We start from the raw sequence: 26873 nt of genomic DNA, 5'->3' as shown, positions 1-26873 counted from the left end.
AGCCCCGGCCACCAGGTGTCCAGCAGCTTGGCCGCCGGCTTCTCGGCCAGCGGTCCGACCACGTATTCGGGCAGCCGGATGTGGCGGACGAAGCCGTCCGCCCCGGTGCGGCTGGCGGCCAGGAAGACCATGGGGTGATCGGCGATGCGGCGGGCGGCGAACCCCAGCGCGGTCGCGCTGGCGCGGTCGATCCACTGCACGTCGTCGGCGATCATCAGCAGCGGACGTTCGGCTGCGACGTCGCCGAGCAGGGCGAGCAGCGCCGTCGAGGCGACCAGCGGGTCCGGCGAGGGTTCCGCCGCGAGGTCGAGGACCTGCAGGAGGGCGTCGCGGTGGCGGCCGGCGAGCCGGTCGACATGCTCGCGCAGCGGGTAGAGCATCTGGTGCAGCGCCGAGAAGTTCCACTCGGCCTCGAACTCCACGCCGGAGGCCCGCAGTACTCGCATGCCAACGGCTGCGGCCCGCGCCGCGGCCGCATCCAGCAGCGCGCTCTTACCCACCCCCGGATCGCCGCGCAGCAACAGACCCGGGCCAACCCGGCCATCCCCCTCGAGCAGTGACTTGACCAGTTCCCACTCGGCCCTGCGCCCCACCAGATCGGCTACCGGCCGCGATCCCACCGGCTCGGTCACCGCGCGAGGATCAATCTCGTATTCATGACCAAGAATCGTGCGACGGCGAGCAGCCTTCAGGCATGCGCCGTATGACGCATTGGTGTGCTTCATATTTGCTTCATATGACCGTATAAGGAGGAGTGTGAGCTGCCTCACGCAGTAGTGATCACTGAGGGAATGCCGAGGCGCCCACACCGCCCACACCGCCCACCCGAAACAGGCTCACAGACCCGTCAGAAGATCACCTTCAGACCACGTCGGTGGATCGAGGCTTAGCGGCGGCGGTGTCGCCGACGGCACCATCGCCCTGCCCCGAGGTGCCGGCATCGGCAGCGAGGGCCGGGCTGGTGGGGGTGGAGGCGTCCCTGCTCCTGGAGTCGGCGGCGCAGGCGGACCCGGCGAGACCGGCCAGACCGGCGGCAGCGGGTATGCCGTTGGTGGCACCGGATCGTCCCCGGCCAAAAAGCCAGGGCGGACGGTTCCTTTGGTGGTTAGGCGGTAGGTAACCATCCCGCGTACCGCGTGGGCCCTGCTAGGGCCCACGCCTTACGGCGCGGGCATGCGCTACCGCGCCCCGCTACGTGGCTCCGGACGGTACCGAGCGCAGCAAGTCCTTCCCGGACAAGCAAAAGCGGTTGGCGGAGACGTGGCTGACGCAGACCGCGGCCGACCTGGCGCGAGGGCAGTAAGTCGACCCGGCAGCAGGGAAAGTCACGTTCAGGGACTTCGCCGCTCAGTGGCTGGCATCCCAGACCACGGACCCTTCCACGATCATCAACATGGAGCTGCGGTTTCGACTGCATGCCTTCCCGTACATGGGCTCGCGGTCCATGAGCACGTTTCAGGTCGCGCGCATCCGTGCCTGGGCGCGCGCCCTCAAGGACTCCGGGATGGCTGCGTCGTACCAGCGGACGGTGTTCGCGAACGTCTCAGCAGTCTTCGGCGCTGCCGTGGACGACGGCATCATCGCTCGGAACCCCTGCCGTGTGGGTTCTGTCAGGGCTCCCAAACTCGATCCCCGGAAGATCAAGCCCTGGACCGGGGAACGAGTGAGGGCGGTTCGCCACGGACTTCCCGCGGCTTACGCCACGACGGTTGACATCGGGGCCGGCTGCGGTCTGCGGCAGGGAGAGATCTTCGGGCTCGCAGTCGACGAGGTGGACTTCATCGGGGGAGTGGTACACGTCGTGCGGCAGGTCAAGCTGGTCGGCGCGCACATGGTCTTTGCCCCGCCCAAGGGGGCAAAGCTGCGCGACGTCCCGCTTCCCGATGTCGTGTCGAACGCGCTGGCAGCTCACATCACCCACAGGCCGCCTCTCGACGTGACTCTGCCGTGGAAGACGCCCGACGGGCCACCGGTAACCGCGACGCTGCTGTTCTACTCACGGGAGCGGAAGGCGCTGAACCGGAACTACTTCAACATGCACCTCTGGAAGCCCGCCCTGGTCTCGGCAGGCGTGATCCCGGAGCGGTCGCCGGGAGAGCGGTTTAGAGAGTCGCGGCAGCACGGCATGCACGCCCTGAGGCACTACTACGCGTCGGTGCTGCTGGACGCGGGGGAGAACGTGAAGGCCCTGGCCGGGTACCTGGGGCACGCGGACCCTGGCTTCACCCTGCGCACCTACACGCACCTGTTGGCGAACAGCCAGGATCGAGCCCGTAAGGCCATCGATCAGGCGTTTCGAAGAGCGGCCGGGTGACGCAGCCTGAGTCGGCCCCCGAAGACCGGGAGCCGAAAAGCCGAAGGCCGGCTCTCCCGTGCTGGGAGAGCCGGCCGACGGCCCACAGACGGTCCAGGGGAGCGGTTACCCGCTCTGACCTGGGGCGATATCACACGTCGAAGTAGAGCTCGAACTCGTGCGGGTGCGGACGCAGCTGCAGCGGCGCGATCTCGTTCGTGCGCTTGAAGTCGATCCACGTCTCGATCAGGTCGGATGTGAAGACGTCACCGGCGAGCAGGAACTCGTGGTCGGCCTCGAGGGAGTCGAGTACGGCCGGGAGCGAGGTCGGGACCTGCGGGACGCCCGCGTGTTCGTCGGGAGCCAGCTCGTACAGGTCCTTGTCGATCGGCTCGGCCGGCTCGATCTTGTTCTTGATGCCGTCCAGGCCGGCGAGCAGCAGCGCCGAGAAGGCGAGGTACGGGTTGCCGGAGGAGTCGGGCGCGCGGAACTCGACGCGCTTGGCCTTCGGGTTGGAGCCGGTGATCGGGATACGCATCGCGGCCGAGCGGTTGCGCTGCGAGTACACCAGGTTGACCGGCGCCTCGAATCCCGGCACCAGGCGGTGGTACGAGTTCACCGTCGGGTTGGTGAAGGCCAGCAGCGACGGGGCGTGCTTGAGGATGCCGCCGATGTAGTAGCGGGCGGTGTCCGACAGACCGGCGTAGCCCTGCTCGTCGTAGAAGAGCGGCACGCCGCCCTGCCACAGCGACTGGTGGACGTGCATGCCCGAGCCGTTGTCACCGAAGATCGGCTTCGGCATGAAGGTCGCCGTCTTGCCATTGCGCCAGGCGACGTTCTTCACGATGTACTTGAAGAGCTGCAGGTCGTCGGCGGCCGCGAGCAGCGTGTTGAACTTGTAGTTGATCTCGGCCTGGCCGGCGGTGCCCACCTCGTGGTGCTGGCGCTCGACCTTCAGGCCGTTCTTCTCCAGCTCGAGGGAGATCTCGGCGCGCAGGTCGGCGAAGTGGTCGACCGGCGGGACCGGGAAGTAGCCGCCCTTGTAGCGGACCTTGTAGCCACGGTTGTCCTCGAGTGCGCCGGTGTTCCAGGCGCCGGCCTCGGAGTCGACGTGGTAGAAGGACTCGTTCGCGGTGGTGGCGAAGCGGACGCTGTCGAAGACGTAGAACTCGGCCTCGGGACCGAAGTACGCGGTGTCCGCGATACCGGTCGACGCCAGGTACGCCTCGGCCTTCTTGGCCACGTTGCGCGGGTCACGGGAGTACTGCTCGCCCGTGATCGGGTCGTGGATGAAGAAGTTGATGTTCAGCGTCTTGTCGCGGCGGAACGGGTCGACCCGAGCGGTCGACAGGTCCGCGCGCAGCGCCATGTCGGACTCGTGGATGGCCTGGAAGCCGCGGATCGACGACCCGTCGAAGGCGAGCTCGTCATCCGGGTCGAACGCACCGACGGGCACCGTGAAGTGCTGCATCACGCCCGGCAGGTCGCAGAAGCGGACATCGATGAACTTGACGTCCTCGTCCGCGATGAACTTCTTGGCCTCGTCGGCGTTCTGGAACATCCAGCTCCTCCTACTCCCGACCGTCCTCGCCGGGGTGGTAGTTCGTTCGTGCGGCCAGTGCGGTGGCACACGCCGACCTCGACCCTAGGGACGCGTGATTTCTCGCTCGTGACCCATTTGTTTCGCTGAAGTTAACCGGCTTCGGTTCCACCGTAGCCCCCGGACACCCCGCCGTGCCCCGGTCATTTACGGGCGCAGTACCTTGGACGGGTGGACAACAGGCAAGCAATGGGATCGTGGCTGTCCGGGCCGCGCGCGGCCATGGAGGACGCCGGTGCCGATTTCGGCTACCGGGGCGAGCAGCTGGGTCTGCCGGAGGAGGGGCCCGGCTCGATCGCCCGCCCGGGACGGCGGCTGGGGGCACTGGCCGTGGACTGGGCGCTGTGCGTGTTGATCGCATACGGCCTCGTCACCGACGGCTACGGCCCGTCGACCGGCAACTGGGCGCTGCTCATCTTCCTGGTGCTCGGCGTCCTCACCGTCGGTACGGTCGGCTTCACGCCCGGTAAGCGCCTCTTCGGCCTGCGCGTCGTCGAACTCGCCTCGGGCCGGGTGAACCCCGGCCGGGCCCTGCTGCGCACGGTCTTGCTCTGCCTCGCGATCCCGGCCCTGATCTGGGACCGCGACGGCCGCGGCCTGCACGACCGGCTGGCGCGGACCGTCGAGGTGCGGATCTAGGGCCTGTTGCGAAAGTCCCGTCTGCCCGGCGACGCCATGCACGCACGCTCGCCGCACCGGGCACAGACCCAAGTACGTCCAGTACGAGGGCCTGCGCCCGGCACGCCGAGAGCACGCACCTGACGCCGCCGGGCCCGCCCTTCGGACGGACGACGGGACTTTCGCAACAGGCCCTAGAGGTCCCACGAGTTCTACGACGAAGGGGGCGCCCGGACGTTGCCAATATGCGGCTACCGCCGCGTGGCTCCGGGCGCCCCCTTTCTCGTACGGGGAACTAGCGACCCTTCGGGCCGCCCTTCGGCATCCGCATGCCCTTCGGCATCGGGCCCTTCGGCAGCGGCATGTTGCTCATCAGGTCGCCCATGGCGCGCAGCCGGTCGTTGGTGGTGGTGACCTGCGCGCCGGTCAGGACGCGCGGGAACTTCAGCAGGGTCGTGCGCAGCTTCTTCAGCTCGACCTGGCCCTCGCCCGTGCCGACGATCACGTCGTGCACCGGCACGTCCGCCACGATGCGGGCCATCTTCCTCTTCTCGGCGGCCAGCAGGGTCTTCAGCCGGTTCGGGTTGCCCTCGGCGACCAGCACGATGCCGGCCTTGCCGACCGCCCGGTGCACCACGTCCTGGCTGCGGTTCATGGCCACCGCCGGCGTCGTACTCCAGCCCCGGCCGATGTTGTCCAGCACGGCGGCCGCGGCCCCCGGCTGTCCCTCCATCTGCCCGAAGGCGGCCCGTTCGGCCCGGCGGCCGAACACGATCGCCGTCGCGAGGAAGGCGAGCAGAAGGCCGAAGATGCCGAGATAGATGGGGTGACCGATCAAGAAGCCGATCGCGAGGAAGACACCGAAGGTGACGATTCCGACAGCCGCGAGTACAAGACCGATCTTCTTGTCGGCCTTGCGGGTCATCTTGTAGGTCAGGGCGATCTGTTTCAGTCGCCCTGCATTCGCAGCGTCCGCTGCCGTGTCCTTCCTCGCCATGCCACGCAGTCTACGTGGCCCCGGAAGCGCCGACGACGGCAGTGTCCCGGAGGAAGGGGCGTCAGGAGCGGGAGGAGGACGCCTGCTCCAGGACGCGCTCCGCCTCGACCCGGTCATGGGCGCGGCGGCGGTCCTCCAGGACGGAGGTCCAGGCGTTGCGGCGGGCGGTGCGCTGGCCGCCACTCATCAACAGCGACTCGACGGCACGGAGTGCGTCGGTGAAGGACGGGATGGCGGTGGCGCGAACGGGCGCGGCCTGCATCGTGGTGGGCCCCCTCGGTACAGCTCCGGGAATGGGTGAACGTGGCGTGAGTCCAGCGTCACTGACTGGTGTTACCAGGGCGTGACCGACCGGTCAAACACCAATGAAGCCTTTATGCGGGGGGCCGAAATGCTGACGCGGCCCTGACGTACGCCCTCAGCTGCGAGGACGGTCGGGGCCGCGTCTTTCTGGTCTCTACTGGCGGGTAGTGTCTTGTGCGCGAATTCACACGCAGTCTTGTCGGCTTGCCCGCCCTACGGGGCAAGAGAGGTGACGAAGTGTCAGACGGCCTGGGTGGCGATCGAGCCGCCCCGCTGCGGAGCAGCTGACTGACGCTGTTCGACGGCCATCCGGTACAGCCGCCCGGCACGGTAGGAGGACCGTACCAGCGGGCCCGACATCACGCCGGAGAAACCGATCCGCTCGGCCTCCTCCTTCAGCTCCACGAACTCCTGCGGCTTCACCCAGCGCTCCACCGGGTGGTGGCGGACGCTCGGGCGCAGGTACTGCGTGATGGTGACCAGCTCGCAGCCCGCCTCGTGCAACTGCTGGAGCGCCTCGACGACCTCCTCGCGGGTCTCGCCCATGCCGAGGATCAGGTTCGACTTGGTGACCAGGCCGTAGTCGCGGGCGGCCGTGATCACCTTCAGGGAGCGCTCGTAGCGGAAGCCGGGGCGGATGCGCTTGAAGATGCGGGGGACGGTTTCGACGTTGTGCGCGAAGACCTCGGGGCGGGCCGAGAAGACCTCTTCGAGCTGCTCGGGGACCGCGTTGAAGTCGGGGGCCAGGAGCTCGACCTTCGTACGGCCCGTCTCGCGGCCGGCGGTCTGCGCGTGGATCTGGCGGACCGTCTCCGCGTACAGCCAGGCGCCGCCGTCCTCGAGGTCGTCGCGGGCGACGCCGGTGATCGTGGCGTAGTTGAGGTCCATCGTGACCACGGACTCGCCGACGCGGCGCGGCTCGTCGCGGTCGAGCGCCTCGGGCCTGCCGGTGTCGATCTGGCAGAAGTCGCAGCGCCGGGTGCACTGGTCGCCGCCGATGAGGAAGGTCGCCTCGCGGTCCTCCCAGCACTCGTAGATGTTCGGGCAGCCGGCTTCCTGGCAGACCGTGTGCAGGCCCTCGCTCTTCACGAGGTTCTGCATCTTCGTGTACTCGGGGCCCATTTTCGCCCGGGTCTTGATCCACTCGGGCTTGCGCTCGATGGGGGTCTGGCTGTTGCGGACCTCCAGGCGCAGCATCTTGCGTCCGTCGGGTGCGACTGCGGACACGACCGGCTCCCTAGCGATTGATTCTTCGGCGTGACCCAGGGTACGCCCGTTGATTTGGTGGCCCGGCGTTGGTGTTGGCCTTGACTGGGGGCTGTCGCTCCCAGGCCCCCGCTTCGGCCTGAACGACCTCGTCCTCAAATGCCGGACGGGCTGTTTTCGCCTGACCTTGTTCTCAAGTCCCGGTCGGAACGATTTATGCCGCGGTGTTTTCTGCCGCCGGTGTCTTCTCGATCGCCCTCGGCCTGAGGTCCGCGTTCTCGAGTACGTCCTTCAAGTGGCGCTCGACCACCGGCAGGACCTCCTCGATGCTCACGTCGCGGCCGAGTTCGTTCGCGAGGGACGCGACGCCCGCGTCGCGGATGCCGCACGGGATGATCCGGTCGAACCAGCGGTTGTCGGGGTTCACGTTCAGCGCGAAGCCGTGCATGGTCACGCCCTTGGCGACGCGGATGCCGATCGCGGCGATCTTGCGGTCCTCGCGGCGCTGGCCGGCGTTGGACGGGGCGTACTCCGGGCCGTTGAGGCGGGGGTCGAACTCGTCGTCGCTCAGACGCGGGTCGAAGTCGAGGGAGAGTCCGCCGAGCGCCGGGCGCTGGTCGACCGGGTCGCCGAGGACCCAGACGCCGCTGCGGCCCTCGACCCGGGTCGTCTCCAGGCCGAACTCCGCGCACGTGCGGATCAGGGCCTCTTCGAGGCGGCGGACGTGCGCGACGACGTCCACGGGGCGTGGCAGCTTCTGGATCGGGTAGCCGACCAGCTGGCCCGGGCCGTGCCAGGTGATCTTGCCGCCGCGGTCCACGTCGATGACCGGGGTGCCGTCGAGCGGGCGTTCGTCGTCCGCCGTCCGCCGGCCCGCCGTGTAGACCGGGGGGTGCTCCAGGAGCAGGACGGTGTCGGGGAGTTCGTCGGCGAACCGGGCCGCGTGCACCCGGCGCTGCTCGTCCCAGGCCTCCTGGTAGTCGACGGCCTGTGCCCCGAACCCCATGCGGACGAACCGCAACTCACTCACGGCAAGCGCCTCCCTCGGCGATGTGTGCGTCAGGCACGTAACGCGCCCAAGTCACTGTACGACCGGCTCGGGCGCGTCAGCCCTGCGGACAATCCTCACACGATCGGATGAATGCGTGGGGAAGCGTGCGATCGGGCGCTCACTCTCCGCTACATTCGCGCCGTTCATGAGGCCATAAGGGCTGCTCACAGGCAATCCGGGCACATCGCCGGCCCGGAAGGCAGGAGACCGCACCGCAGATGACGGAACGACCCGCGCAGCGCACTCCCAACCGCCAGCTCGCCGCGCTCATCGCGGAAGCGGGGTTCTCCAATGCGGGTCTGGCCCGCCGCGTGGACCAGCTCGGTCTGGAACACGGGCTGGATCTCAGATACGACAAGACATCGGTCACCCGGTGGCTGCGCGGTCAGCAGCCCAGGGGCACCACACCCGCGCTCATCGCCGAGGTCTTCACGCGCCGGCTCGGGCGCCGGCTCACGGCCCAGGATCTCGGTCTGGACGCCTGTGCGCCGGTGTACGCCGGGCTGGAGTTCGCGGCCACCCCGGACGAGGCCGTCGACATCGTCAGCGGGCTGTGGCGCAAGGACTCCGGCAGCCACGCCGAGCTGCGCAGGATCGCGTTCACCCCGGCCGGCCTCGTCGTGCCCAGCCGCGACTGGCTGATCGGCAAGGCCGACGACAAGGTGGCCCGCGAGGCCGTCGCCCGGGTGCCCGCACAGGGCCGGCCCGCCGCCGCCAAGTCCCTGCCGGAGCAGGCGGCGCCGACGCCGTCCCGCCCGCGCGGCCAGGGCGAGCGCGGCGTCGGCCAGAAGGTCGGCGCCGGTGACATCTCCGCGCTCCGCTCGGTCGGCGACCTCTTCCGCACGCTCGACGACCAGTACGGCGGCGGCCACGCGCGGCAGGCCCTGGTGCGCTATCTGGAGCACGAGTGCGAGCCCATGCTGCGCGGCACCTACGGCGAGCAGACCGGCCGCCGGCTGTTCGCCGCCGCCGCCGATCTCACCCGGCTCGCGGGCTGGACGTCGTACGACATCGCCGCGCACGGACTCGCCCAGCGCTACTTCGTGCAGGCGCTGCGGCTCGCCCAGGCCGCCGGGGACCGGGCCTACGGCTCCTATGTCCTGGTCACCATGAGCCGCCAGGCCGTCTATCTCGCGCACGGGCGGGAGGCCGTCCAGCTCGCGCGTGTGGCCCAGCAGGGGGTGGGGACCAACGCCCCGCCCGTCGTCCAGGCGCTGCTGCACTCCGCCGAGGCCCGCGCGCACGGCGTACTGGGGGAGGTGCGGGCGTGCACGGGCGCGCTGGTGCGAGCCGAGCGCGCCCTGGAGGCGGCCCGGCCCGGAGACGAAGTGCCCCACTGGGCGCGCCTCTTCGACGAGGCGCAGCTCGCCGACGAGTTCGGGCACTGCCACCGGGATCTGCAGCAGTTCCGGGCCGCCGCCCAGCACGCGGAGCGCTCGCTGCAACTGCGCGCCCCCCTGTACGCCCGCAGCCGACTGTTCTGTCGGGTCGTCCTCGCCACCGCCCGCCTCGGCCTCGGCGAACTCGACCAGGCCTGCGCACTGGGCGCGGAGGCGGCCGGACAGGCGGTGGAGATGCGCTCGGCACGGGCCGTCGAGTACGTCCGCGACTTCGAGCGCCGGCTGGAGCCGTACAAGGACGCGGCCCCGGTGCGCGGCTACCGCGACAAGGTGGCCGCGCTCGGGTAAGAGCTGTGTCCGGTTCGTTCAGGCCGCCTTGCGCAGGCCCGGCAGGGGGTCCGCGCGGTGCATCGAGCCCGCCGCGCCCAGGTCCGTCAGGATCGCCGACGCGGCGCGGTGGGCCGAGTGCAGGGCGCCCTGGACGGTGCTGGTGTCGCGGTGGTCGCCGCAGACATACAGGCCCGCCAGGAGCCGTACCGGGCGGCGCAGGTCGTGCGGGGGGCGCATCGCCGGGACGGCCTCGGGGGTGTGATGCACGGCGAGGGTCTCCCAGCGGTGCGTCGGGGTGCCGTACAGCCGGGCCAGGTGCATGCGTACGGCCGTGTCGACGCCCTCCGGGGGAGTGCCCAGGACGGTCGACGAGACCAGCGCCCGGCCCGCGGGCGCACGGGTCGGGTCGACCTCACTGACGACCGCGGTGTGCGCGACCGGGCCGCCGCGGTCCGCGTCGAGGAGCAACGAGGCCCCGGTGACGGGCGGTTCGTCCGTCGTGTGGTGCACCACCGTCACCGGGTGGAAGTCCGGGACGCGCAGACCGGGCAGGAGTTCGGCCGCCGCGCGTGCGTCCGTGGCAAGCAGGACCGCACGGCAGCGGAACTCGCCGTGCTCGGCGGTGGTCACCGAGGTCGTCGAGACGGAGGTGGCCCGGACCCCGGTGCGCACGGTGCCCGGCGGCAGCGCGCGGGCGAGCAGCTCCGGCACCACCTCGGCGCCGCCCTCCGGCACGCACAGTCTGCCGCTCGCGAAGGAGTGCAGCGCGAGGTCGGCGCACCGGCTGGAGGTGGTCAGCTCCGGGTCGCACAGCAGGGCGGCGAGCAGCGGGCGCAGAAAGCCGTCGATCGTGCGGGCGGGCATCCCGCGGGCCGCCAGGGCGTGGGCGGCGGGGTGTTCGGGGCGGGCCAGGATGCGTTCGACGGGCGTGCCGGCGATCCGCGTGAGGGCCACCCCCAGGCGGGCGAGGTCGACGGCGCCCACGCGCGCGGACGACGCGGCCGGCCCCCTGGGGGCGCTCGCCAGGGCGCGTACGGCGTGGAGTGCGCCCCTTGCGCTCCCCCCGCTCCCCGGTGCGCCTGCGCGGTGCCGGCGTCCGTCGTGGTGCAGCAGGACGCCGGGGGCGAAGGGGTGCAGGACGAGGGCGTCGAGCCCCTTCGTCAGGCGTAGTTCGGGGTACGACGTCGACAGGAGCTGTCCGATCCGGTCGAGCCGGAAGCCGTCGACCTTCTCCGTCGACATGCGACCGCCCACACAGGGGGCGGACTCCAGGACCACGGTCGTCACTCCGGCGCTGATCAGCCGATGGGCCGCCGAGAGTCCGGCGATACCGGCCCCCACGACGACGACGTCCGCCTGGTACACGGGCTCAAGCACGAGGCCCCTCCTCGAGGTTGCGCTGCCGGTGGAGACGTCATGCCCCCAACGGGCTCCAGGGATACCCGAGTTCGGGTCGAGGTTAGGTCCGTGATCGGTCAACAGCAGTCGCGCATCGGCAGGGCACGGTCGCACGGCGGTCGCATACGCTCACCTACCCTGGGCCCGCCGAGCGGCCCGTCACCCCAGGGCGGCGCGGATCGCGTCCTCGATCGCCGGGAACGCGAACGTGAACCCGGACTCCAACAGCCGCTTCGGCACCACCCGTTGACTTCCGAGGACATCCCCGGCCATTTCGCCGAGCACCGTCCGCAGCACCGGCGCCGGCACGGCGAACGCCGTCGGCCGGTGCAGCACCCGGCCCATCGCCTCGGTGATCTCACGGTTCGTCAGCGGCTGCGGGGCCGTCAGATTGAACGGCCCGGACAGGCCGTCGGTGTCGATGAGATGGCGCAGCGCGGCGACCTCGTCGTGCAGTGCGATGTACGACCAGTACTGCCGTCCCTCCCCCAGCCGCCCACCGAGCCCGGCCCGGAACAGCGGGAACAGCCGGCCCCAGGCGCCGCCCCCGCGGGCCACCACGAGACCGGTGCGGGCGAGCACCGTACGGATCCCCGCCTCCCGGACCGGCGCCGCGGCCTCCTCCCACATCACGCACAGGGTCGGCAGGAAACCCTCCCCGGGCGGCGCGTCCTCGTCGACCACCCGCTCCCCGGTCTCGCCGTAGAAGCCGATCGCGCTGCCGTTCACGAAGACGCGCGGCGGATCGTCGAGGGCGCAGATCGCCTCCGCCAGCGCGGCCGTGCCGAGCACCCGGCTGTCCCGCACCCGCTTCTTGTACGTGTCCGTCCAGCGGTGGTCGCCCACCCCGGCACCGGCGAGGTTGACCACCACGTCGCAACCGGCCAGCGCCGTCGCGTCCACGTACTGCCCCTCGGGGTCCCAGCAGACCTCGTCGGCGCCGTGGGACGCGCGCCGGACCAGACGCACCACCTCGTGCCCGTCCGCGGCCAGGGACCGCACCAGTGCGCTGCCGATCAGACCGGACGCGCCGGCCACCGCGATTCGCGAACGTTCCATGACCCCAGCATGCCGTTCCCGCGGCCGGGAAACTCTCTCGGGGCGCCCGCGCCGTCCGACGTAGGGTGACCGGCATGCCCGACCTGTACATACGCGCCGCCCTGCCCGATGACGAGGAGGAGCTGAGCCTCCTCGACCGGACCACGTGGTCCCCGCTGCACGCGGTGATGCCCGAACCCAGGGCGCCGTACCCGCCCTTCTTCGACGAGCGCCACCCGGTGGACGACGTGCTCGTCGCCGAACTCGAGCGGCGCATCGTCGGCTACCTCCGCCTCGGCCATCCCACCCGGCTCGCCGTGAACGCCCATGTGTGGCAGATCCAGGGCCTCGCCGTCGCCGAGGAGACCCGCGGCCGGGGCGTCGCCCGGGCGCTGCTGCGCGCCGCCGCCGACGAGGCCCGCCGGCGCGGCGCCCGCCGCCTGACCCTGCGCGTCCTCGGGTACAACACCCCGGCCCGCAAGCTCTACGAGTCCGAGGGGTTCGCCGTCGAGGGCGTGCTGCGGCAGGAGTTCCTCATCGACGGCGCGTACGTGGACGACGTGTTCATGGGCCGGTTCCTCTAGGGCCTGTTGCGAAAGTCCCGCCTGCCCGGCGACGCCATGCACGCTCCCCCACTGCCTGAAGGGCGTGGGAGGTGCCCCCACTCGCCGCACCGGGCACAGACCCAGGTACGTCCAGTACGAGGGCCTGCACCCGGCACGCCGAGAGCACGCACCTGACACCGCCCAGCCCGCCCTTCGGACGGACGACGGGACTTTCGCAGCAGGCCCTAGCCGCGTCACGACGTGCGGACGCGTTACGACGTGACCAGTTCTCCGGTGTCCACCGGTGCCGTCGCGTGCGTTGCGCGGGCGGCGTCGGCGGCCACCTCGTCCGCCGTCAGCACGTACCCCGTCTCGTTGTCCGACGTGGAGCGCGCGAACACCACGCCGTACACCCTGCCGTCCGTGGTCAGCAGCGGGCCGCCCGAGTTGCCGGGGCGGACCGTGGAGCGGATCGAGTAGATCTCCCGGGTGACCGTGCCGTCGTTGTAGATGTTCTGGCCCGTCGCCCGCACCCGGCTCGCCACCGTCGCCGCCTGCAGGTTCAGGGCGCCGTCGTGCGGATAGCCCGCGACCACCGCCGAGTCGCCGCGCGCTGCACCGGCGTCGAAGCGCAGCACCGGCGCGGTCAGCTCCGGCACGTACAGCACCGCCACGTCCCGGTCCGGGTCGAAGAGCACCACCCGTGCCTCGTACGACCGCCCGACGCCGCCGATGCGCACTGTCGGCTCGTCGATGCCCGCCACCACATGCGCGTTGGTCATCACATGCCCCGCCGCGTACACGAAACCGCTGCCCTCGCGGCCCTGGTCGCCGGAGACGCCCTCGATCTTCACCGTGCTCAGCTTCGCCGCGTTCGTCGCGCCGGCCGTGACGCTGTCGCCGGAGGGCCTGGCGACCTGTGCCGTCGACTCGTTCTCGAACGGGTTGAACACCTGCGGGAAGCCCGCCTCGGCGAGTGCCGACGTGGCGCGCGAGAACCAGGCGGGCGTGGTGTCCGGCATCGCGTCCTGCACCGTGCCGAGCAGCACCGAGTTCCGAATCGCCGTCGTCAGCACCGCCGACGACGAGGCGCCGAGGACACTCGCCGCCACCCAGGCCACGATCAGCACCGCGACCGTGTTGGCCGCCGCCCCGCCGAGCCCGTCGGCCACCCGCAGCGGCCCCCGGTCCAGCTCGCCGCGCAGCCGCAGTGCCAGCCGCCCCGCCAGCTCGTGCCCCACCGCCGCCGGGACCAGCACCGTCAGCACCGCCGTCACGGTCGCCGCCGTCGTCCCGCGCGTGACGAGCTCCATCACCCAGGGCAGCACCCACACCCCGACGACCGCACCGCCCACGAAACCGGCCAGCGAGACACAGCCGGCCACCAGACCGCGCCGGTACCCGGATGCCGCGTAGGCCAGGATCACCAGCACGAGCAGCAGATCGAGCAGATCCACGGAGCCGCCTTTCTCTCGGACCTCTCGGACCCCGTAGTACGAGCGGGACGGGCCCGTTGATCAGGCACGCGCGCGTGTCGTCCGGAACCAGACACGCGTGCGTGTACCTCCAGAAACGTCCCGGACCGGGACGATGGTTCCACCGGGTGGCACAGCACACATCGCGGGCAGTGCGCGACACACCCAGAGTGTTAGCCATGCGTGCCTTTCCAAGACTGCGGTGGACACCGCGGGGGAAGCAGAGACGGCGCCGGGCCGTGCGGCTGCCCGGGGCCGTCCTTGTGCTCCTGAGCTGTCTGTCGGGCCTCACCGCCGTCGCCGCGCTGGTGCTGTGCGCACGCGCCGTCGAGGGCCCCGTCGTCAAGGCCCGGCCGGCCCAGCCCGCCTCGCTACGCCACGCCACCCCGCGCCAGGCGGCCAGACCCATCATCGTGCCGCGCTCGGCCTGGCTCGACGCGACCGCCCGGCACACCCAGCCGCCCCCGCGCTACGACGACAAGGTCGTCGCCGTGTTCATCCACCACACCGACTCGCCCAACGACTACGACTGCGCCGACGCGCCGCGCATCATCCGCCACCTGTACGCCGGCCAGACCGGGGCCCGCGCCTGGGACGACATCGGCTACAACTTCCTCGTCGACCACTGCGGCACGATCTACGAGGGCCGCGCGGGCGGCGTCGACCACCCCGTCACCGGCGCCCACACCCAGGGCTTCAACCACCGCACCACGGGCATCGCCGCGATCGGCACCTTCACGGCCGGGGTCCCCGTGCCGCGCGCCATGACGGACGCGATCGCCGCCCTGGCCGCCTGGAAGTTGGGCCTGGCCGGCGTCGACCCACGCTCGGCGGTCTCCCTGACCTCCAGCAACAGCCTCAGCCGCTACCCGACCGGCACCACCGCCTCCCTCCCCGCCCTGTCCGGCCACAACGACGCCTTCCGCACGACCTGCCCGGGAGCGGCCCTGACCGCCGAACTGCCCAGGCTCCGGGAGCGGGCGGCGCAGCTGCAGGGCCGCACCCCGTCCGGCACCCGCTGACGGACGACGCGAGCAGCCGCGGGAACTGTCTGGACATGGCCCGGACATGCGGTGTTCCATGACCCCGATCCACGACGGGAAACGGGGAACCACCATGATTGGTACGCCGCACCTGGTGCGCATGGTCGACGCCTCGGTCGGCGAGGCGCTGGCCGGACTCCTGGCGGGGGCGGTCGCGGACGTCGTGGTCTTCTCCACCGTGCACGATCTGGAGCCCTCCGACACCGCCGGGTGGATACAGATCATCGGTCCCGCCGGGTTGGTGGTGGTGTGGGTGGCCGGCCTCCTGACGCACAGGCCGCGGCAACGGCGGCAGTTCGCGGCCGCGGCGGCACTCACGGCGATGCCGGACCTGGCGGAGGAGTCCCGTCGGCTGCGGCAGGGCCGCCTCCGTGTGGCGCTCCTCGCCGTCGCCGTGACACTGGGTGGCGCGTACCTCGCCGACTCCCCGCTCCTGGGCGTCTGCTGCCAGCTGATGCTCCTCCTCGGCGCCGAGAACAACTGGAGCACCGCGCGACAGTGGGAGCGTCGGCACGGCGTCCAGCTGTGGAAGCCCGCGCTCGCCGCCGTCGGCCGCGCGGAGTTCCGACGCGCGCCGTACTACGTCACACCGGCCGGCCCGACGCTCACTCCCTGAACCGGTCCCACAGCTTGGGATAGCGCTCCGCGAGTGCCGACTCGTTCTCGAAGTCCACCGGTGTGCCGTCCGGTTCGGCCGGGGCGGGGGCGATGCCGAGGTCCGGGGCCACCGTGCCGGTGAGCTGTTCGTAGGCCTCGTCCGCCGCGTAGCCCAACTCCTCGCCGTCGCCGTCGATCTCCTCGTCGAAGTCGGCCAGCAGGTCGGCCAGGGAGTCCGGGTCGTGCACGGCGCCTTCGAAGATCTCCCGGCCCTGGCCGATCAGCCAGCACCGGAAGAAGTCGAACGCGTCGTCGCTGGCCCCGTCGAGCAGCACCCAGGCGGCACCCCACAGATCCCAGCGGTAGGCGCGGTTGTAGCGGGACTCGAAGTGCCGGGCGAAGTCCAGGACCGACTCCGGGTCGAGCTGGACGAGCCGGTCCACGAGCAGGTCCGCCTGGTCCTCGGGGTCGCCCTCGGCGCCCTCCCGGGTGGCGTCCACCAGCTCCCAGAACTCCATCTCGTCCATCACGGGTCAAGCATCGGCCTTGAGCGGGTGGGGCGCACGTGGAGTGCGGCGGATTGTTATCGGGCGTCCGGGCGCCGGTACAGCCCCGCGAGCCGTGCCGCGTCCCGCGCGAACCGCTCCCGCAGCGTCTCGGGCGCCAGCACCTCGGCCTCCGCACCGAGCGCCGTGAGCTGGCTGTGCGCGACCTCCTCCGACTCCACCGGCACCATCGCGGTCACCCAGCCGTCCGCGTCCGGCTCGCCCGCGTCCCCCAGCGCCTCGCGCGCCGCGAGCGGATCGACGGTGTACGCCAGCCTGCGCACCCCCTCGGGGGACAGCCGTACGACGATCTGGGCGCGCAGGATCGACCGTGCGAAGGCCTCGGCCCGCTCCGCCCAGAAGCCGGGCAGGTCGAACTCCTCGTCGCGGACGAAACGGGTGTCCGTCGCGTCCACGGCCGTGAAACGGTCGACGCGGTACGTGCGGAACGCGTCCGCCTCCGGGACCCGCGCGCACAGGTACCAGGCCCCGGCCTTCAGCACCAGCCCGTACGGCTCCAGCGCCCGCTCCACCTCGTCCTCCCCGCGCCGGTAACGGGCCTTGAGACCGCGGTCGTCCCACACCGCCTCCGCGACCGCCGGCAGCAGCGCGGGCGTCTCCGGCTCCCGGAACCACGCGGGCGCGTCCAGATGGAACCGCTGCGCCGCCGTACGGGACGCGTCGCTGAGGGAGGGCAGGAGCGCCGCCGTCACCTTCAGCCGCGCTGCCGACCCCGCATCCTCCAGCCCCATCTCCCGCAGCGCACCCGGCACCCCGGACAGGAACAGCGCCTCGGCCTCGCTGCGGGCCAGCCCCGTCAGCCGCGTCCGGTAACCGCCGACCAGCCGATAGCCCCCGGCCCGCCCCCGGTCCGCGTACACCGGCACTCCCGCCTCCGAGAGCGCCTGCGCGTCCCGCGTCACCGTCCGCTCCGACACCTCCAGCTCCCGCGCGAGTTCGGCGGCGGTCATGGAGGGCCGGGACTGGAGCAGGAGCACCATCTTGATGAGCCGGGCGGCGCGCATACGGCCATGATGCCGGGGGCCACTGACAAGGGAGGGGCACGGCAGTTGCCGTACCCCTCCCTGGACGTCAGGTCCTACAGCCCGTACTTCTCCCGGGCCTCCTTCACCGCCGTCGCCTTGACCTCGCCCCGCTTCGCCAGCTGGGCCAGGGCCGCGACGACGATCGACTCGGCGTCGACGCCGAAGTGGCGGCGGGCGGCGTCACGGGTGTCGGAGAGCCCGAAGCCGTCGGCGCCCAGCGACGACCAGTCCTGCTCGACCCACTGCGCGATCTGGTCCGGGACCTGGCGCATGTAGTCGGAGACCGCGAGCACCGGGCCCTCGGCGCCGTGCAGGGCCTGCCGGACGTACGGCACCCGCTCCTCGCCGCGCAGGAGAGCGGCGTCCGCCTCCATCGCGTCGCGGCGCAGCTCGCCCCACGACGTCGCCGACCACACGTCCGCCGCGACGCCCCACTGCTCGGCGAGCAGCTTCTGCGCGTCGAGCGCCCAGTGGATCGCCGTACCGGAGCCCAGCAGCTGGATGCGCGGCGCGTTGGCCACCGGGGACAGGCCGGCCGACTCGGCCGTGTTGTAGCGGTACAGGCCCTTGATGATGCCCTCGTCGATACCGAGGCCGGCCGGCTTGGCCGGCTGCGGCAGCGGCTCGTTGTAGACCGTCAGGTAGTAGAAGACGTTCTGGTCCTCGCCCGGCCTGGCCTCGCCGTACATCCGGCGCAGACCCTCGCGCACGATCACCGCGATCTCGTAGGCGAACGCGGGATCGTACGTCAGCGCAGCCGGGTTCGTCGCCGCGATGACCGGGGAGTGGCCGTCGGCGTGCTGCAGGCCCTCGCCCGTCAGCGTCGTACGGCCCGCCGTCGCGCCGACCAGGAAGCCGCGGCCGAGCTGGTCGCCGAGCTGCCACATCTGGTCGGCCGTGCGCTGCCAGCCGAACATCGAGTAGAAGATGTAGAACGGGATCATCGCCTCGCCGTGCGTCGCGTACGCGCTCGACGCGGCGATGAAGTCGGCCATCGAACCGGCCTCGGTGATCCCCTCGTTGAGGATCTGGCCGTTCTTGGCCTCCCTGTAGTACATCAGCTGGTCGCGGTCGACCGGCTCGTACGTCTGGCCCTTGGGGGAGTAGATCCCGAGGGACGGGAACAGGCTCTCCATGCCGAAGGTGCGCGCCTCGTCGGGGACGATCGGCACCCACCGCTTGCCGGTCTCCTTGTCGCGGACCAGTTCCTTGACGAGACGGACGAACGCCATGGTGGTGGCGAGGTTCTGGGAGCCGGAGCCCTTGTCGAAGGACGCGAACGCCTTCTCCGCCGGGGCCGGCAGCGGGGCCAGCGCGTGCGTGCGGCGGGCCGGGGCCGGACCGCCGAGGGCCGCGCGGCGCTCCTGGAGGTAGCGGACCTCGGGGGAGTCGGCGCCGGGGTGGCCGTAAGGCACCTGGCCGTCGACGAACTGCGCGTCAGGGATGGGAAGTTCGAGCAGGTCACGCATCGTCTTGAACTCGTCCACCGTCAGCTTCTTCATCTGGTGGTTGGCGTTCTTCGACGCGAAGCCCTGGCCGAGCGTGAAGCCCTTGACGGTCTGGGACAGGATGACGGTCGGGGCGCCCTTGTGGTCGAGTGCCGCCTTGTACGCCGCGTAGACCTTGCGCGCCTCGTGACCACCACGCGAGAGGTGGAAGCACTCGAGGATCTTGTCGTCGCTCAGCAGCTTCGCCATCTCGACGAGCGCCGGGTCCTTGCCGAAGAAGTCCTCGCGGATGTAGGCGGCGTCGCGCGTCTGGTACGTCTGCACCTGCGCGTCCGGCACCTCGCGCAGTCGGCGTACGAGCGCGCCCGTCGTGTCGAGGGCGAACAGCTCGTCCCAGGCCGAGCCCCACAGCGACTTGATCACGTTCCAGCCGGCGCCGCGGAACTGGGCCTCCAGCTCCTGCACGATCTTGAAGTTGGCGCGGACCGGGCCGTCGAGGCGCTGCAGGTTGCAGTTGATGACGAAGGTCAGGTTGTCGAGACCCTCGCGGCTGGCCAGCGCGAGCGCCGCCGTCGACTCGGGCTCGTCCATCTCGCCGTCGCCGAGGAACGCCCATACGTGGGACGCGGAGACGTCCTTGATGCCGCGGTTGGTGAGATAGCGGTTGAAGCGCGCCTGGTAGATGGCGGAGAGCGGACCGAGACCCATCGACACCGTCGGGAACTCCCACAGCCAGGGCAGGCGGCGCGGGTGCGGGTACGACGGGAGGCCGTTGCCGCCCGCCTCCTGGCGGAAGTTGTCCAGGTGCTGCTCGGTCAGGCGGCCGTCCAGGAAGGCGCGGGCGTAGATGCCGGGGGAGGCGTGGCCCTGGATGTACAACTGGTCGCCGGAGCCATCGCCCTCCTTGCCGTGGAAGAAGTGGTTGAAGCCGGTCTCGTACAGCCAGGCGGCTGAGGCGAAGGTGGCGATGTGGCCGCCGACGCCGTGCTTGCTGCCCCGGGTGACCATCGCGGCCGCGTTCCAGCGGTTCCACGCGGTGATACGGCGCTCGATCGCCTCGTCACCGGGTACGGCGGGCTCGGTGGCGGTGGGGATCGTGTTGACGTAGTCGGTCTCGAGCAGCTTGGGCAGCGCGATGCCGTTGCCCTCGGCGCGCTCCAGCGTGCGGCGCAACAGGTACGCGGCACGATGCGGCCCGGCCGCCTGGGTGACGGCGTCCAGGGAGGCCTGCCATTCGGCGGTCTCCTCGGGGTCGCGGTCCGGGAGCTGGTCGAGCTCGCTCGGCTGGATGGCGTGGGGGTCGGTCATGTCGCCGCCTTCCTCAGTCGAAGGGGGTTCCCTCATCGGTAAGGGCTCGGGGGTGCCCTTGTGTCTTTGGCAGGACAGGGCGGTGGACTTGGGTCGAAGTCCGTTGGCGACTCTAACTCCCTGATCGATGATCGATCAAAGGGGCGAGCCCTAAAATCTCTTGATTTCGAGAAAGTAGGCACGGGGTGCCTTGGAAATAGACACCGGGTGCCGTGTTTTCGGCTGGTTTTCGCAGGTGGGGCTATGTATGGACGGACGTATGAGCGAGGGCGCGCTCATGGTTCACGCGCGCGGCGCACAGCCCAGTACGTGGGACTTGACCAGTTCGGCGATGCGCGGGTCGTGCCTCTTGAAGGCGGCGACCAGTTCCTCGTGCTCCTCCGCGTACGACTGCTGCACCGTGCCCAGCCAGCGGATGGACAGGGCTGTGAAGACCTCGATGCCCAGGCCCTCCCAGGTGTGGAGGAGGACCGAGTTGCCCGCCGCGCGGACCAGTTCGCGGTGGAAGGCCACCGTGTGCCGTACCTGGGCCGTGCCGTCGGACTTGCGGTCGGCCTCGTACAGGGCCGCCACGTGCGGCTCCAGGGCCGAGCAGTCCTCCGCCAGCCTCTCGGCCGCCAGCTCCGCCGCGATGGCCTCCAGACCGGCCCGTACGGGGTAGCTCTCCTCCAGGTCGGCCGCCGTCAGGTTCCGCACCCGTACGCCCTTGTTCGGCGCGGACTCGATCAGCCGCAGCGACTCCAGCTCGCGCAGCGCCTCCCGCACCGGCGTCTGGCTGACCTCGAGCTCGGTCGCGATCCGACGCTCCACGATGCGCTCACCCGGCTGCCAGCGCCCGCTGACGATTCCCTCCACGATGTGCTCGCGGATCTGTTCGCGCAGCGAGTGGACGACGGGCGCGGTCATGAGGGCTCCTTACGCAGGGCTTTGACGTTTAGACAATAAGGCCGGTGCGCTCCGCCGGAGAGGCGGTTGAGGGTGCTTTCGTGCAGGTGAGACGAGCCTTACACGGTGCTGGGGGCGCCTAGGGCCTGTTGCGGAAGTCCCGCCTGCCCGGCGACGCCATGCACGCTCCCCCACTGCCTGAAGGGCGTGGGAGGTGCCCCCACTCGCCGCACCGGGCGCAGACCCGAGTACGTCCAGTACGAGGGCCTGCACCCGGCACGCCGAGAGCACGCTCCCCCACTCTCGGCTTCGCTCGAGCGGGGGGACCCCCACGACGCCGCCGGGCCCGCCCTTCGGACGGACGACGGGACTTTCGGACCAGGCCCTAGTGGCTCGGTGCGTCATGTCTCTGGGCGGCGGCGGGTTCCATGTGGCTTGTCGCGCCCACGCGGCGGAGCCGCATCTCGACACAGCCCCGCGCCCCTCCTTTTTCGGGCTGCGCCCTCAAAAAGACTGATGCCCTTGTCCGGAGTTTCCAGGCAAGGGCATCAGGGGGCAGCGTCTACAGGCTGTTACAGGCCGAGCTCTACCTCGAACTCGCCTGCCTCCAGGATCGCCTTGACCGCCGTCAGGTAGCGGGCCGCGTCGGCGCCGTCCACCAGGCGGTGGTCGTAGGACAGGGTCAGGTACGTCATGTCGCGGACGCCGATGACCGTGCCCTCCTCCGTCTCGATGACGGCCGGGCGCTTGACCGTGGCGCCGATGCCGAGGATCGCGACCTGGCCCGGCGGCACGATGATCGTGTCGAACAGCGCACCGCGGGAGCCGGTGTTGCTGATGGTGAAGGTCGCGCCGGACAGCTCGTCCGGGGTGATCTTGCTGGCCCGGACCTTGCCCGCGAGCTCGGCGGTGGCCTTGGCGATACCGGCGATGTTGAGGTCGCCCGCGTGCTTGATGACCGGGGTCATCAGGCCCTTCTCGGAGTCCACCGCGATACCGATGTTCTCGGTGTCGAAGTAGGTGATCGTGCCCTCGCCCTCGTTGATCTTGGCGTTGATGACCGGGTGGGCCTTCAGCGCCTGGGCCGCCGCCTTCACGAAGAACGGCATCGGGGAGAGCTTGACGCCCTCGCGCGCGGCGAAGGAGTCCTTGGCCTGGGCGCGCAGGCGCATCAGGCGGGTCACGTCGACCTCGACGACCGAGGACAGCTGGGCCTGCTCGTGCAGGGCCTTGACCATGTTGTCGCCGATGACCTTGCGGATGCGCGGCATCTTGACGGTCTGGCCGCGGAGCGGGGAGACCTCCAGGACCGGGGCCTTCTTCGCGGCGGCCGGAGCGGCGGCAGCGGCCGGAGCCGGAGCAGCGGCGGCGGCCTTCGCGGCCTCGGCGGCGGCAAGGACGTCCTGCTTGCGGATACGGCCGCCGACGCCAGTGCCCTTGACGGTGGCCAGGTCGACGCCGTTCTCGGCGGCGAGCTTGCGCACCAGCGGGGTGACGTAGGCGCCTTCGTCGGTGGCACCCGCGGCCGGGGTGACCGGGGCCGGAGCGACCGGCGCGGGGGCCGGGGCGACCGGAGCCGGGGCGGCGACCGGGGCAGCGGCGACCGGGGCAGGGGCGACCGGCGCGGGTGCCGGGGCCGGCGGGGCCACGGGAGCGGCCGGAGCCACCGGGGCGGCAGCCGGAGCAGCGGCGACGGGCGCCGGGGCCGGAGCGGCCGGGGCCGGGGCGGCGGCCGGAGCCGCACCCGGGGCACCGATGACGGCGAGCTTGGCGCCGACCTCGGCGGTCTCGTCCTCGCCGACCACGATCTCGAGCAGCACGCCGGAGGCGGGCGCCGGGATCTCGGTGTCGACCTTGTCCGTGGAGACCTCGAGCAGCGGCTCGTCGGCCTCGACGCTCTCGCCGACCGCCTTCAGCCAGCGGGTGACGGTGCCCTCGGTGACGGACTCACCGAGCGCGGGCAGGACCACGTCCGTGCCGGTGGCGCCGCCTGCCGGACCGGCCGGGGCGACGGGCGCCGGGGCGGGCGCGGCCGGAGCCTCGGCCACGGGGGCGGGGGCGGCGACGGGTGCTGGGGCCGCGACGGGCTCGGCGGCCGGGGCCGGAGCGGCGACGGGGGCGCCCGTGCCGTCGTCGATGACGGCCAGCTCGGCGCCGACCTCGACGGTCTCGTCCTCGGCGACCTTGATGGAGGCCAGCACACCGGCGGCGGGCGAGGGAATCTCGGTGTCGACCTTGTCGGTCGAGACCTCGAGCAGCGGCTCGTCGGCCTCGACGCGTTCGCCCTCGGCCTTCAGCCAGCGGGTGACAGTGCCCTCGGTGACGCTCTCGCCGAGCGCCGGAAGGGTTACGGAAACCGGCATGGTTTCGGTTGCTCCTTACGAGTTGCGGAAGTCTGTGTCGTCGCGTTCGTCGACCGAGGGTCAGTCGTGCGAGTGGAGGGGCTTGCCGGCCAGGGCCAGGTGGGCCTCGCCCATCGCCTCGTTCTGCGTCGGGTGGGCGTGGATGAGCTGGGCCACCTCGGCCGGCAGCGCCTCCCAGTTGTAGATCAGCTGGGCCTCGCCGACCTGCTCGCCCATGCGGTCGCCGACCATGTGGACGCCGACCACAGCACCGTCCTTGACCTGGACGAGCTTGATCTCGCCCGCGGTGTTCAGGATCTTGCTCTTGCCGTTGCCCGCCAGGTTGTACTTCAGAGCGACGACCTTGTCCGCGCCGTAGATCTCCTTGGCCTTGGCCTCGGTGATGCCGACGGAGGCGACCTCCGGGTGGCAGTACGTCACCCGCGGGACACCGTCGTAGTCGATCGGGACGACCTTCAGACCGGCCAGGCGCTCCGCCACCAGGATGCCCTCGGCGAAGCCGACGTGCGCGAGCTGGAGCGTCGGGACCAGGTCGCCGACGGCGGAGATGGTCGGGACGTTCGTCCGCATGTACTCGTCGACCAGGACGTAGCCGCGGTCCATGGCGACGCCCTGCTCCTCGTAACCGATGCCCTGGGAGACCGGGCCACGGCCGACGGCGACGAGGAGGACCTCCGCCTCGAACTCCTTGCCGTCGGCGAGGGTGACCTTGACACCGTCGGCCGTGTACTCGGCCTTGGAGAAGAAGGTCCCCAGGTTGAACTTGATGCCGCGCTTGCGGAAGGCGCGCTCAAGAAGCTTGGAGGAGTTCTCGTCCTCGACCGGGACGAGGTGGTTCAGGCCCTCGATGACCGTGACGTCCGCACCGAAGGACTTCCACGCCGAGGCGAACTCGACGCCGATGACACCGCCGCCCAGGATGATCGCGGACTTCGGCACGCGGTCCAGGACGAGGGCGTGGTCGGAGGAGATGATCCGGTTGCCGTCGATCTGCAGGCCTGGCAGCGACTTCGGCACGGAGCCGGTCGCCAGCAGGACGTGGCGGCCCTGAACACGCTGGCCGTTCACGTCGACGGAGGTGGGGGAGGACAGCCGGCCCTCACCCTCGATGTACGTCACCTTGCGGGAGGCGATCAGGCCCTGCAGACCCTTGTACAGGCCGGCGACGACGCCGTCCTTGTACTTGTGGACGGCAGGTACGTCGATGCCCTCGAAGGTGGTCTTGACACCGAACTGCTCGCTCTCGCGGGCCTGGTCGGCGATTTCGCCCGCGTGCAGCAGGGCCTTGGTGGGGATGCAACCTCGGTGCAGGCAGGTGCCGCCGACCTTGTCCTTCTCGATCAGGGCGACGTCCAGGCCCAGCTGCGCCCCGCGCAGGGCCGCGGCGTAACCACCGCTACCACCGCCGAGGATCACTAGGTCGAAAACGGTGCTGGCGTCGTTCGCCACGTCACGTCCTCCATGCATGTGCGCCACGCCGGTCTACGGTGACCGGTCGGCGGCTGGTGTCCGGCCGCTCTTCTCGGCCCTGTGGTGGGGGCCCTGTCCTGCCGTGCCCCATCTTCGCACTTGTCGACGGCAATGGAGACGCCGGGCCGGGGTGTGGAACGTCTGATCCGTCACGTCTCGAGCGCCCGGCGAGACCGACCCCGGGGGCATGAGGCCCCAAAGAGGCGCGGGGCTGTTTCGACATGCGGCTCCGCCGCGTGGGCGCGACCAGCTCCCACGCGGCGGAACTCGCCGACGAAACAGCCCGGACCGAGCTGAAAGGCGAACGTCAGGCCAGGTCGCCCGAGGCAGCGACCTCCGCCAGCCGCACCAACGTACGAACGGCAGACCCCGTCCCGCCCTTGGGCGTGTACCCGAAGGGCCCCTGCTCGTTGAACGCGGGCCCCGCGATGTCGATGTGCGCCCAGGTGATGCCGTCACCCACGAACTCGCGCAGGAAGAGTCCGGCGACGAGCCCGCCGCCCATTCGCTCACCCATGTTCGCGATGTCCGCCGTGGAGGAGTCCATCCCCTTGCGCAGGTGCTCCGGCAGCGGCATCGGCCAGGACGGCTCGCCGACCTCCTCGGCCATCTCGACGACCGCCGAGCGGAACGCGTCGTCGTTGGCCATGACACCGAACGTCCGGCTGCCCAGTGCCAGCACCATCGCCCCGGTCAGCGTCGCCACGTCGACCAGCGCGTCCGGCTTCTCCGCCGACGCCGCCCACAGCGCGTCGGCCAGGACCAGCCGGCCCTCGGCGTCCGTGTTGAGCACCTCGACGGTCTTGCCGCTGTACATGCGCAGCACGTCGCCCGGCCGCACCGCGGAGCCCGACGGCATGTTCTCGGCCAGCGCCAGCCAGCCGGTGACGTTGACCTCGAGGCCCAGACGCGCGGCGGCGACGACGGCGGCGAACACGGCGGCGGCACCGCTCATGTCGCACTTCATCGTCTCGTTGTGCCCGGCGGGCTTGAGGGAGATGCCGCCCGAGTCGTAGGTGATGCCCTTGCCGACGAACGCCAGGCTCTTGCTCGCCTTGGGGTGCGTGTACGACAGCTTCACCAGCCGCGGCGGCGACACGGAGCCGACGCCGACGCCGAGGATGCCGCCGTAGCCGCCCTTGGTCAGCGCCTTCTCGTCGAGGACCTGGATCTTGAGGCCGTGCTCCTTGGCCGCGTCCTGGGCGATGGCCGCGAACGCCGCCGGGTTGAGGTCGTTCGCCGGGGTGTTGACCAGGTCGCGGGCGCGGTTGAGCTCCTCGGAGACGGCGACGGCACGATCGAGGGCCGCCTTCTGCTCCTTGTCCCGCGGCTTCCCGCCGAGCAGGGCGGCCTCGGCGAGGGGGGCCTTGCCGTTCTTCGCCTTCGGGGCGTTGTCTGCCGGCGCGGCGGTCTCCTTGTACGTGTCGAAGGAGTACGCGCCGAGCAGCACGCCCTCGGCGACGGCCCCGACGGCGTCGGCGTCGGCGAGCGGCAGCGCGAACGCGGCCTTCTTGGAGCCGGCGAGCGCGCGGGCGGCCACACCGGCGGCCTTGCGCAGCGTCTCGGCCTCGTGGGCCGCGTCCTTCGAGGGCTCGTCGCCCAGGCCGACCGCCAGGACGAGCGGAGCCTTGAAGCCCGCCGGGGCGGGCAGCTTCGTCAGCTCGCCCTCGGCACCGGAGGCGCCGAGGGTCTCCAGGACATCGGCGAGCTTGCCGTCGTAAGCCTTGTCCACGGCCTCGGCGCCCTGCGCGACGACGGGGCGCTTGGCGCCCTTGGTGACACCGACGACAATCGCGTCGGCCCGCAGGCCGGGCGCCGCAGTGGTGCTGAGAGTGAGAGCAGTCACGGTCGTGAAATCTCGCTTCCAATGTGAAGTTGCTGTGGCCGAGTGGGTGGGTCGACCGGGCCCGGGAGCCGACCTTAGAACTGTTCTCAGGGCGCGTCTCGACCGGGGCCTTCACCCTGTCGGCGAAC

At 71.0% G+C, this 26873-nt stretch carries 22 protein-coding genes and 1 pseudogene; 7 read left to right on the top strand and 16 right to left on the bottom strand.

All coding sequences use genetic code 11. From position 1 onward, the window contains the following. Positions 1-632: ATP-binding protein (locus tag ACFYXB_RS12700; RefSeq protein WP_389580915.1), on the bottom strand; the 632-nt coding region annotated here is incomplete at its 3' end. A gap of 722 nt (positions 633-1354) precedes the next feature. On the opposite strand from ACFYXB_RS12700, the pseudogene ACFYXB_RS12695 reads away from it, so the two are divergent. Beyond that, positions 1355-1426: pseudogene (locus ACFYXB_RS12695) on the top strand (hypothetical protein); the annotation flags it as partial. Between the two features lie 78 nt (positions 1427-1504). Next, positions 1505-2314 (top strand): tyrosine-type recombinase/integrase, encoded by an 810-nt coding sequence (locus tag ACFYXB_RS12690; protein WP_389580912.1) that lies wholly within the window; start codon positions 1505-1507, stop codon positions 2312-2314. Between the two features lie 130 nt (positions 2315-2444). On the opposite strand, the gene glnA is transcribed toward ACFYXB_RS12690, so the two are convergent. Further along, a complete protein-coding gene (gene glnA / locus ACFYXB_RS12685) occupies positions 2445-3854 on the bottom strand; it encodes a type I glutamate--ammonia ligase (RefSeq protein ID WP_389580909.1) in 1410 nt (469 codons plus the stop codon). A gap of 210 nt (positions 3855-4064) precedes the next feature. Here glnA and ACFYXB_RS12680 point away from each other — a divergent pair, with 210 nt between their 5' ends. After that, positions 4065-4532 (top strand): RDD family protein, encoded by a 468-nt coding sequence (locus tag ACFYXB_RS12680; protein ID WP_388505120.1) that lies wholly within the window; start codon positions 4065-4067, stop codon positions 4530-4532. A 274-nt stretch (positions 4533-4806) separates the two neighbouring features. On the opposite strand, the gene ACFYXB_RS12675 is transcribed toward ACFYXB_RS12680, so the two are convergent. The 4 genes from ACFYXB_RS12675 to lipB all read right to left on the bottom strand — a co-directional run bounded on the left by ACFYXB_RS12675 (position 4807) and on the right by lipB (position 8047). Then, on the bottom strand, positions 4807-5508 hold the full coding sequence (locus ACFYXB_RS12675; protein ID WP_389580906.1) for a DUF4191 domain-containing protein: 702 nt from the start codon (positions 5506-5508) through the stop codon (positions 4807-4809). A gap of 61 nt (positions 5509-5569) precedes the next feature. Then, on the bottom strand, positions 5570-5770 hold the full coding sequence (locus ACFYXB_RS12670; protein WP_389580903.1) for a hypothetical protein: 201 nt from the start codon (positions 5768-5770) through the stop codon (positions 5570-5572). A gap of 281 nt (positions 5771-6051) precedes the next feature. After that, positions 6052-7038 (bottom strand): lipoyl synthase, encoded by a 987-nt coding sequence (lipA, locus tag ACFYXB_RS12665; protein ID WP_389580901.1) that lies wholly within the window; start codon positions 7036-7038, stop codon positions 6052-6054. 193 nt (positions 7039-7231) lie between these two features. After that, a complete protein-coding gene (gene lipB, locus ACFYXB_RS12660; protein ID WP_351361622.1) occupies positions 7232-8047 on the bottom strand; it encodes a lipoyl(octanoyl) transferase LipB in 816 nt (271 codons plus the stop codon). Between the two features lie 239 nt (positions 8048-8286). On the opposite strand from lipB, the gene ACFYXB_RS12655 reads away from it, so the two are divergent. Continuing rightward, positions 8287-9756, top strand: a complete 1470-nt coding sequence (locus tag ACFYXB_RS12655) for a regulator (protein ID WP_389580898.1) — start codon at positions 8287-8289, stop codon at positions 9754-9756. An 18-nt stretch (positions 9757-9774) separates the two neighbouring features. Here ACFYXB_RS12655 and ACFYXB_RS12650 read toward each other — a convergent pair whose 3' ends face one another. Next, entirely contained in the window at positions 9775-11115 is a 1341-nt protein-coding gene (locus ACFYXB_RS12650) for an NAD(P)/FAD-dependent oxidoreductase (protein ID WP_389580895.1), read from the bottom strand. 180 nt (positions 11116-11295) lie between these two features. Beyond that, complete coding sequence (locus ACFYXB_RS12645; RefSeq protein ID WP_389580893.1) at positions 11296-12195, bottom strand: TIGR01777 family oxidoreductase; 900 nt, start codon at positions 12193-12195, stop codon at positions 11296-11298. 74 nt (positions 12196-12269) lie between these two features. On the opposite strand from ACFYXB_RS12645, the gene ACFYXB_RS12640 reads away from it, so the two are divergent. Continuing rightward, complete coding sequence (locus ACFYXB_RS12640; protein ID WP_389580890.1) at positions 12270-12758, top strand: GNAT family N-acetyltransferase; 489 nt, start codon at positions 12270-12272, stop codon at positions 12756-12758. 233 nt (positions 12759-12991) lie between these two features. Here ACFYXB_RS12640 and ACFYXB_RS12635 read toward each other — a convergent pair whose 3' ends face one another. Next, positions 12992-14176 carry a MarP family serine protease gene (locus tag ACFYXB_RS12635; protein WP_389580887.1) on the bottom strand — a complete coding sequence of 395 codons (1185 nt, stop codon included), beginning with the start codon at positions 14174-14176 and terminating at the stop codon, positions 12992-12994. Positions 14177-14373: 197 nt separating this feature from the next. Here ACFYXB_RS12635 and ACFYXB_RS12630 point away from each other — a divergent pair, with 197 nt between their 5' ends. Then, positions 14374-15216 (top strand): peptidoglycan recognition protein, encoded by an 843-nt coding sequence (locus ACFYXB_RS12630; protein ID WP_389580884.1) that lies wholly within the window; start codon positions 14374-14376, stop codon positions 15214-15216. A gap of 94 nt (positions 15217-15310) precedes the next feature. After that, positions 15311-15853: a hypothetical protein gene (locus tag ACFYXB_RS12625; protein ID WP_389580882.1), complete on the top strand. Its 543-nt coding sequence runs from the start codon at positions 15311-15313 to the stop codon at positions 15851-15853. Here ACFYXB_RS12625 and ACFYXB_RS12620 read toward each other — a convergent pair. The 7 genes from ACFYXB_RS12620 to ACFYXB_RS12590 all read right to left on the bottom strand — a co-directional run bounded on the left by ACFYXB_RS12620 (position 15843) and on the right by ACFYXB_RS12590 (position 26745). Continuing rightward, positions 15843-16361 carry a DUF4240 domain-containing protein gene (locus ACFYXB_RS12620; RefSeq protein WP_351361654.1) on the bottom strand — a complete coding sequence of 173 codons (519 nt, stop codon included), beginning with the start codon at positions 16359-16361 and terminating at the stop codon, positions 15843-15845. The two genes, ACFYXB_RS12625 and ACFYXB_RS12620, sit on opposite strands and share 11 nt — an antisense overlap. Before the next feature lie 56 nt (positions 16362-16417). Further along, the gene (locus ACFYXB_RS12615; protein WP_389580879.1) at positions 16418-17404 is read right to left on the bottom strand and encodes a helix-turn-helix transcriptional regulator; all 987 of its coding nucleotides are present in this window, start codon (positions 17402-17404) and stop codon (positions 16418-16420) included. 74 nt (positions 17405-17478) lie between these two features. Further along, positions 17479-20181 (bottom strand): pyruvate dehydrogenase (acetyl-transferring), homodimeric type, encoded by a 2703-nt coding sequence (gene aceE, locus ACFYXB_RS12610; RefSeq protein WP_389580877.1) that lies wholly within the window; start codon positions 20179-20181, stop codon positions 17479-17481. Positions 20182-20463: 282 nt separating this feature from the next. Further along, complete coding sequence (locus tag ACFYXB_RS12605) at positions 20464-21087, bottom strand: GntR family transcriptional regulator (protein WP_351361651.1); 624 nt, start codon at positions 21085-21087, stop codon at positions 20464-20466. 551 nt (positions 21088-21638) lie between these two features. Continuing rightward, the gene (gene sucB / locus ACFYXB_RS12600) at positions 21639-23429 is read right to left on the bottom strand and encodes a 2-oxoglutarate dehydrogenase, E2 component, dihydrolipoamide succinyltransferase (protein ID WP_389580874.1); all 1791 of its coding nucleotides are present in this window, start codon (positions 23427-23429) and stop codon (positions 21639-21641) included. A 60-nt stretch (positions 23430-23489) separates the two neighbouring features. Then, a complete protein-coding gene (gene lpdA / locus ACFYXB_RS12595; RefSeq protein ID WP_351353986.1) occupies positions 23490-24878 on the bottom strand; it encodes a dihydrolipoyl dehydrogenase in 1389 nt (462 codons plus the stop codon). Positions 24879-25206: 328 nt separating this feature from the next. Next, complete coding sequence (locus ACFYXB_RS12590; protein ID WP_388503874.1) at positions 25207-26745, bottom strand: leucyl aminopeptidase; 1539 nt, start codon at positions 26743-26745, stop codon at positions 25207-25209. Positions 26746-26873 lie beyond the last annotated feature (128 nt).

Origin of the sequence: Streptomyces sp. NPDC002619 (genome assembly GCF_042889305.1) — a bacterium.
Lineage (GTDB): Bacteria > Actinomycetota > Actinomycetes > Streptomycetales > Streptomycetaceae > Streptomyces.
This window is presented reverse-complemented; position numbering and strand designations above follow the sequence as displayed.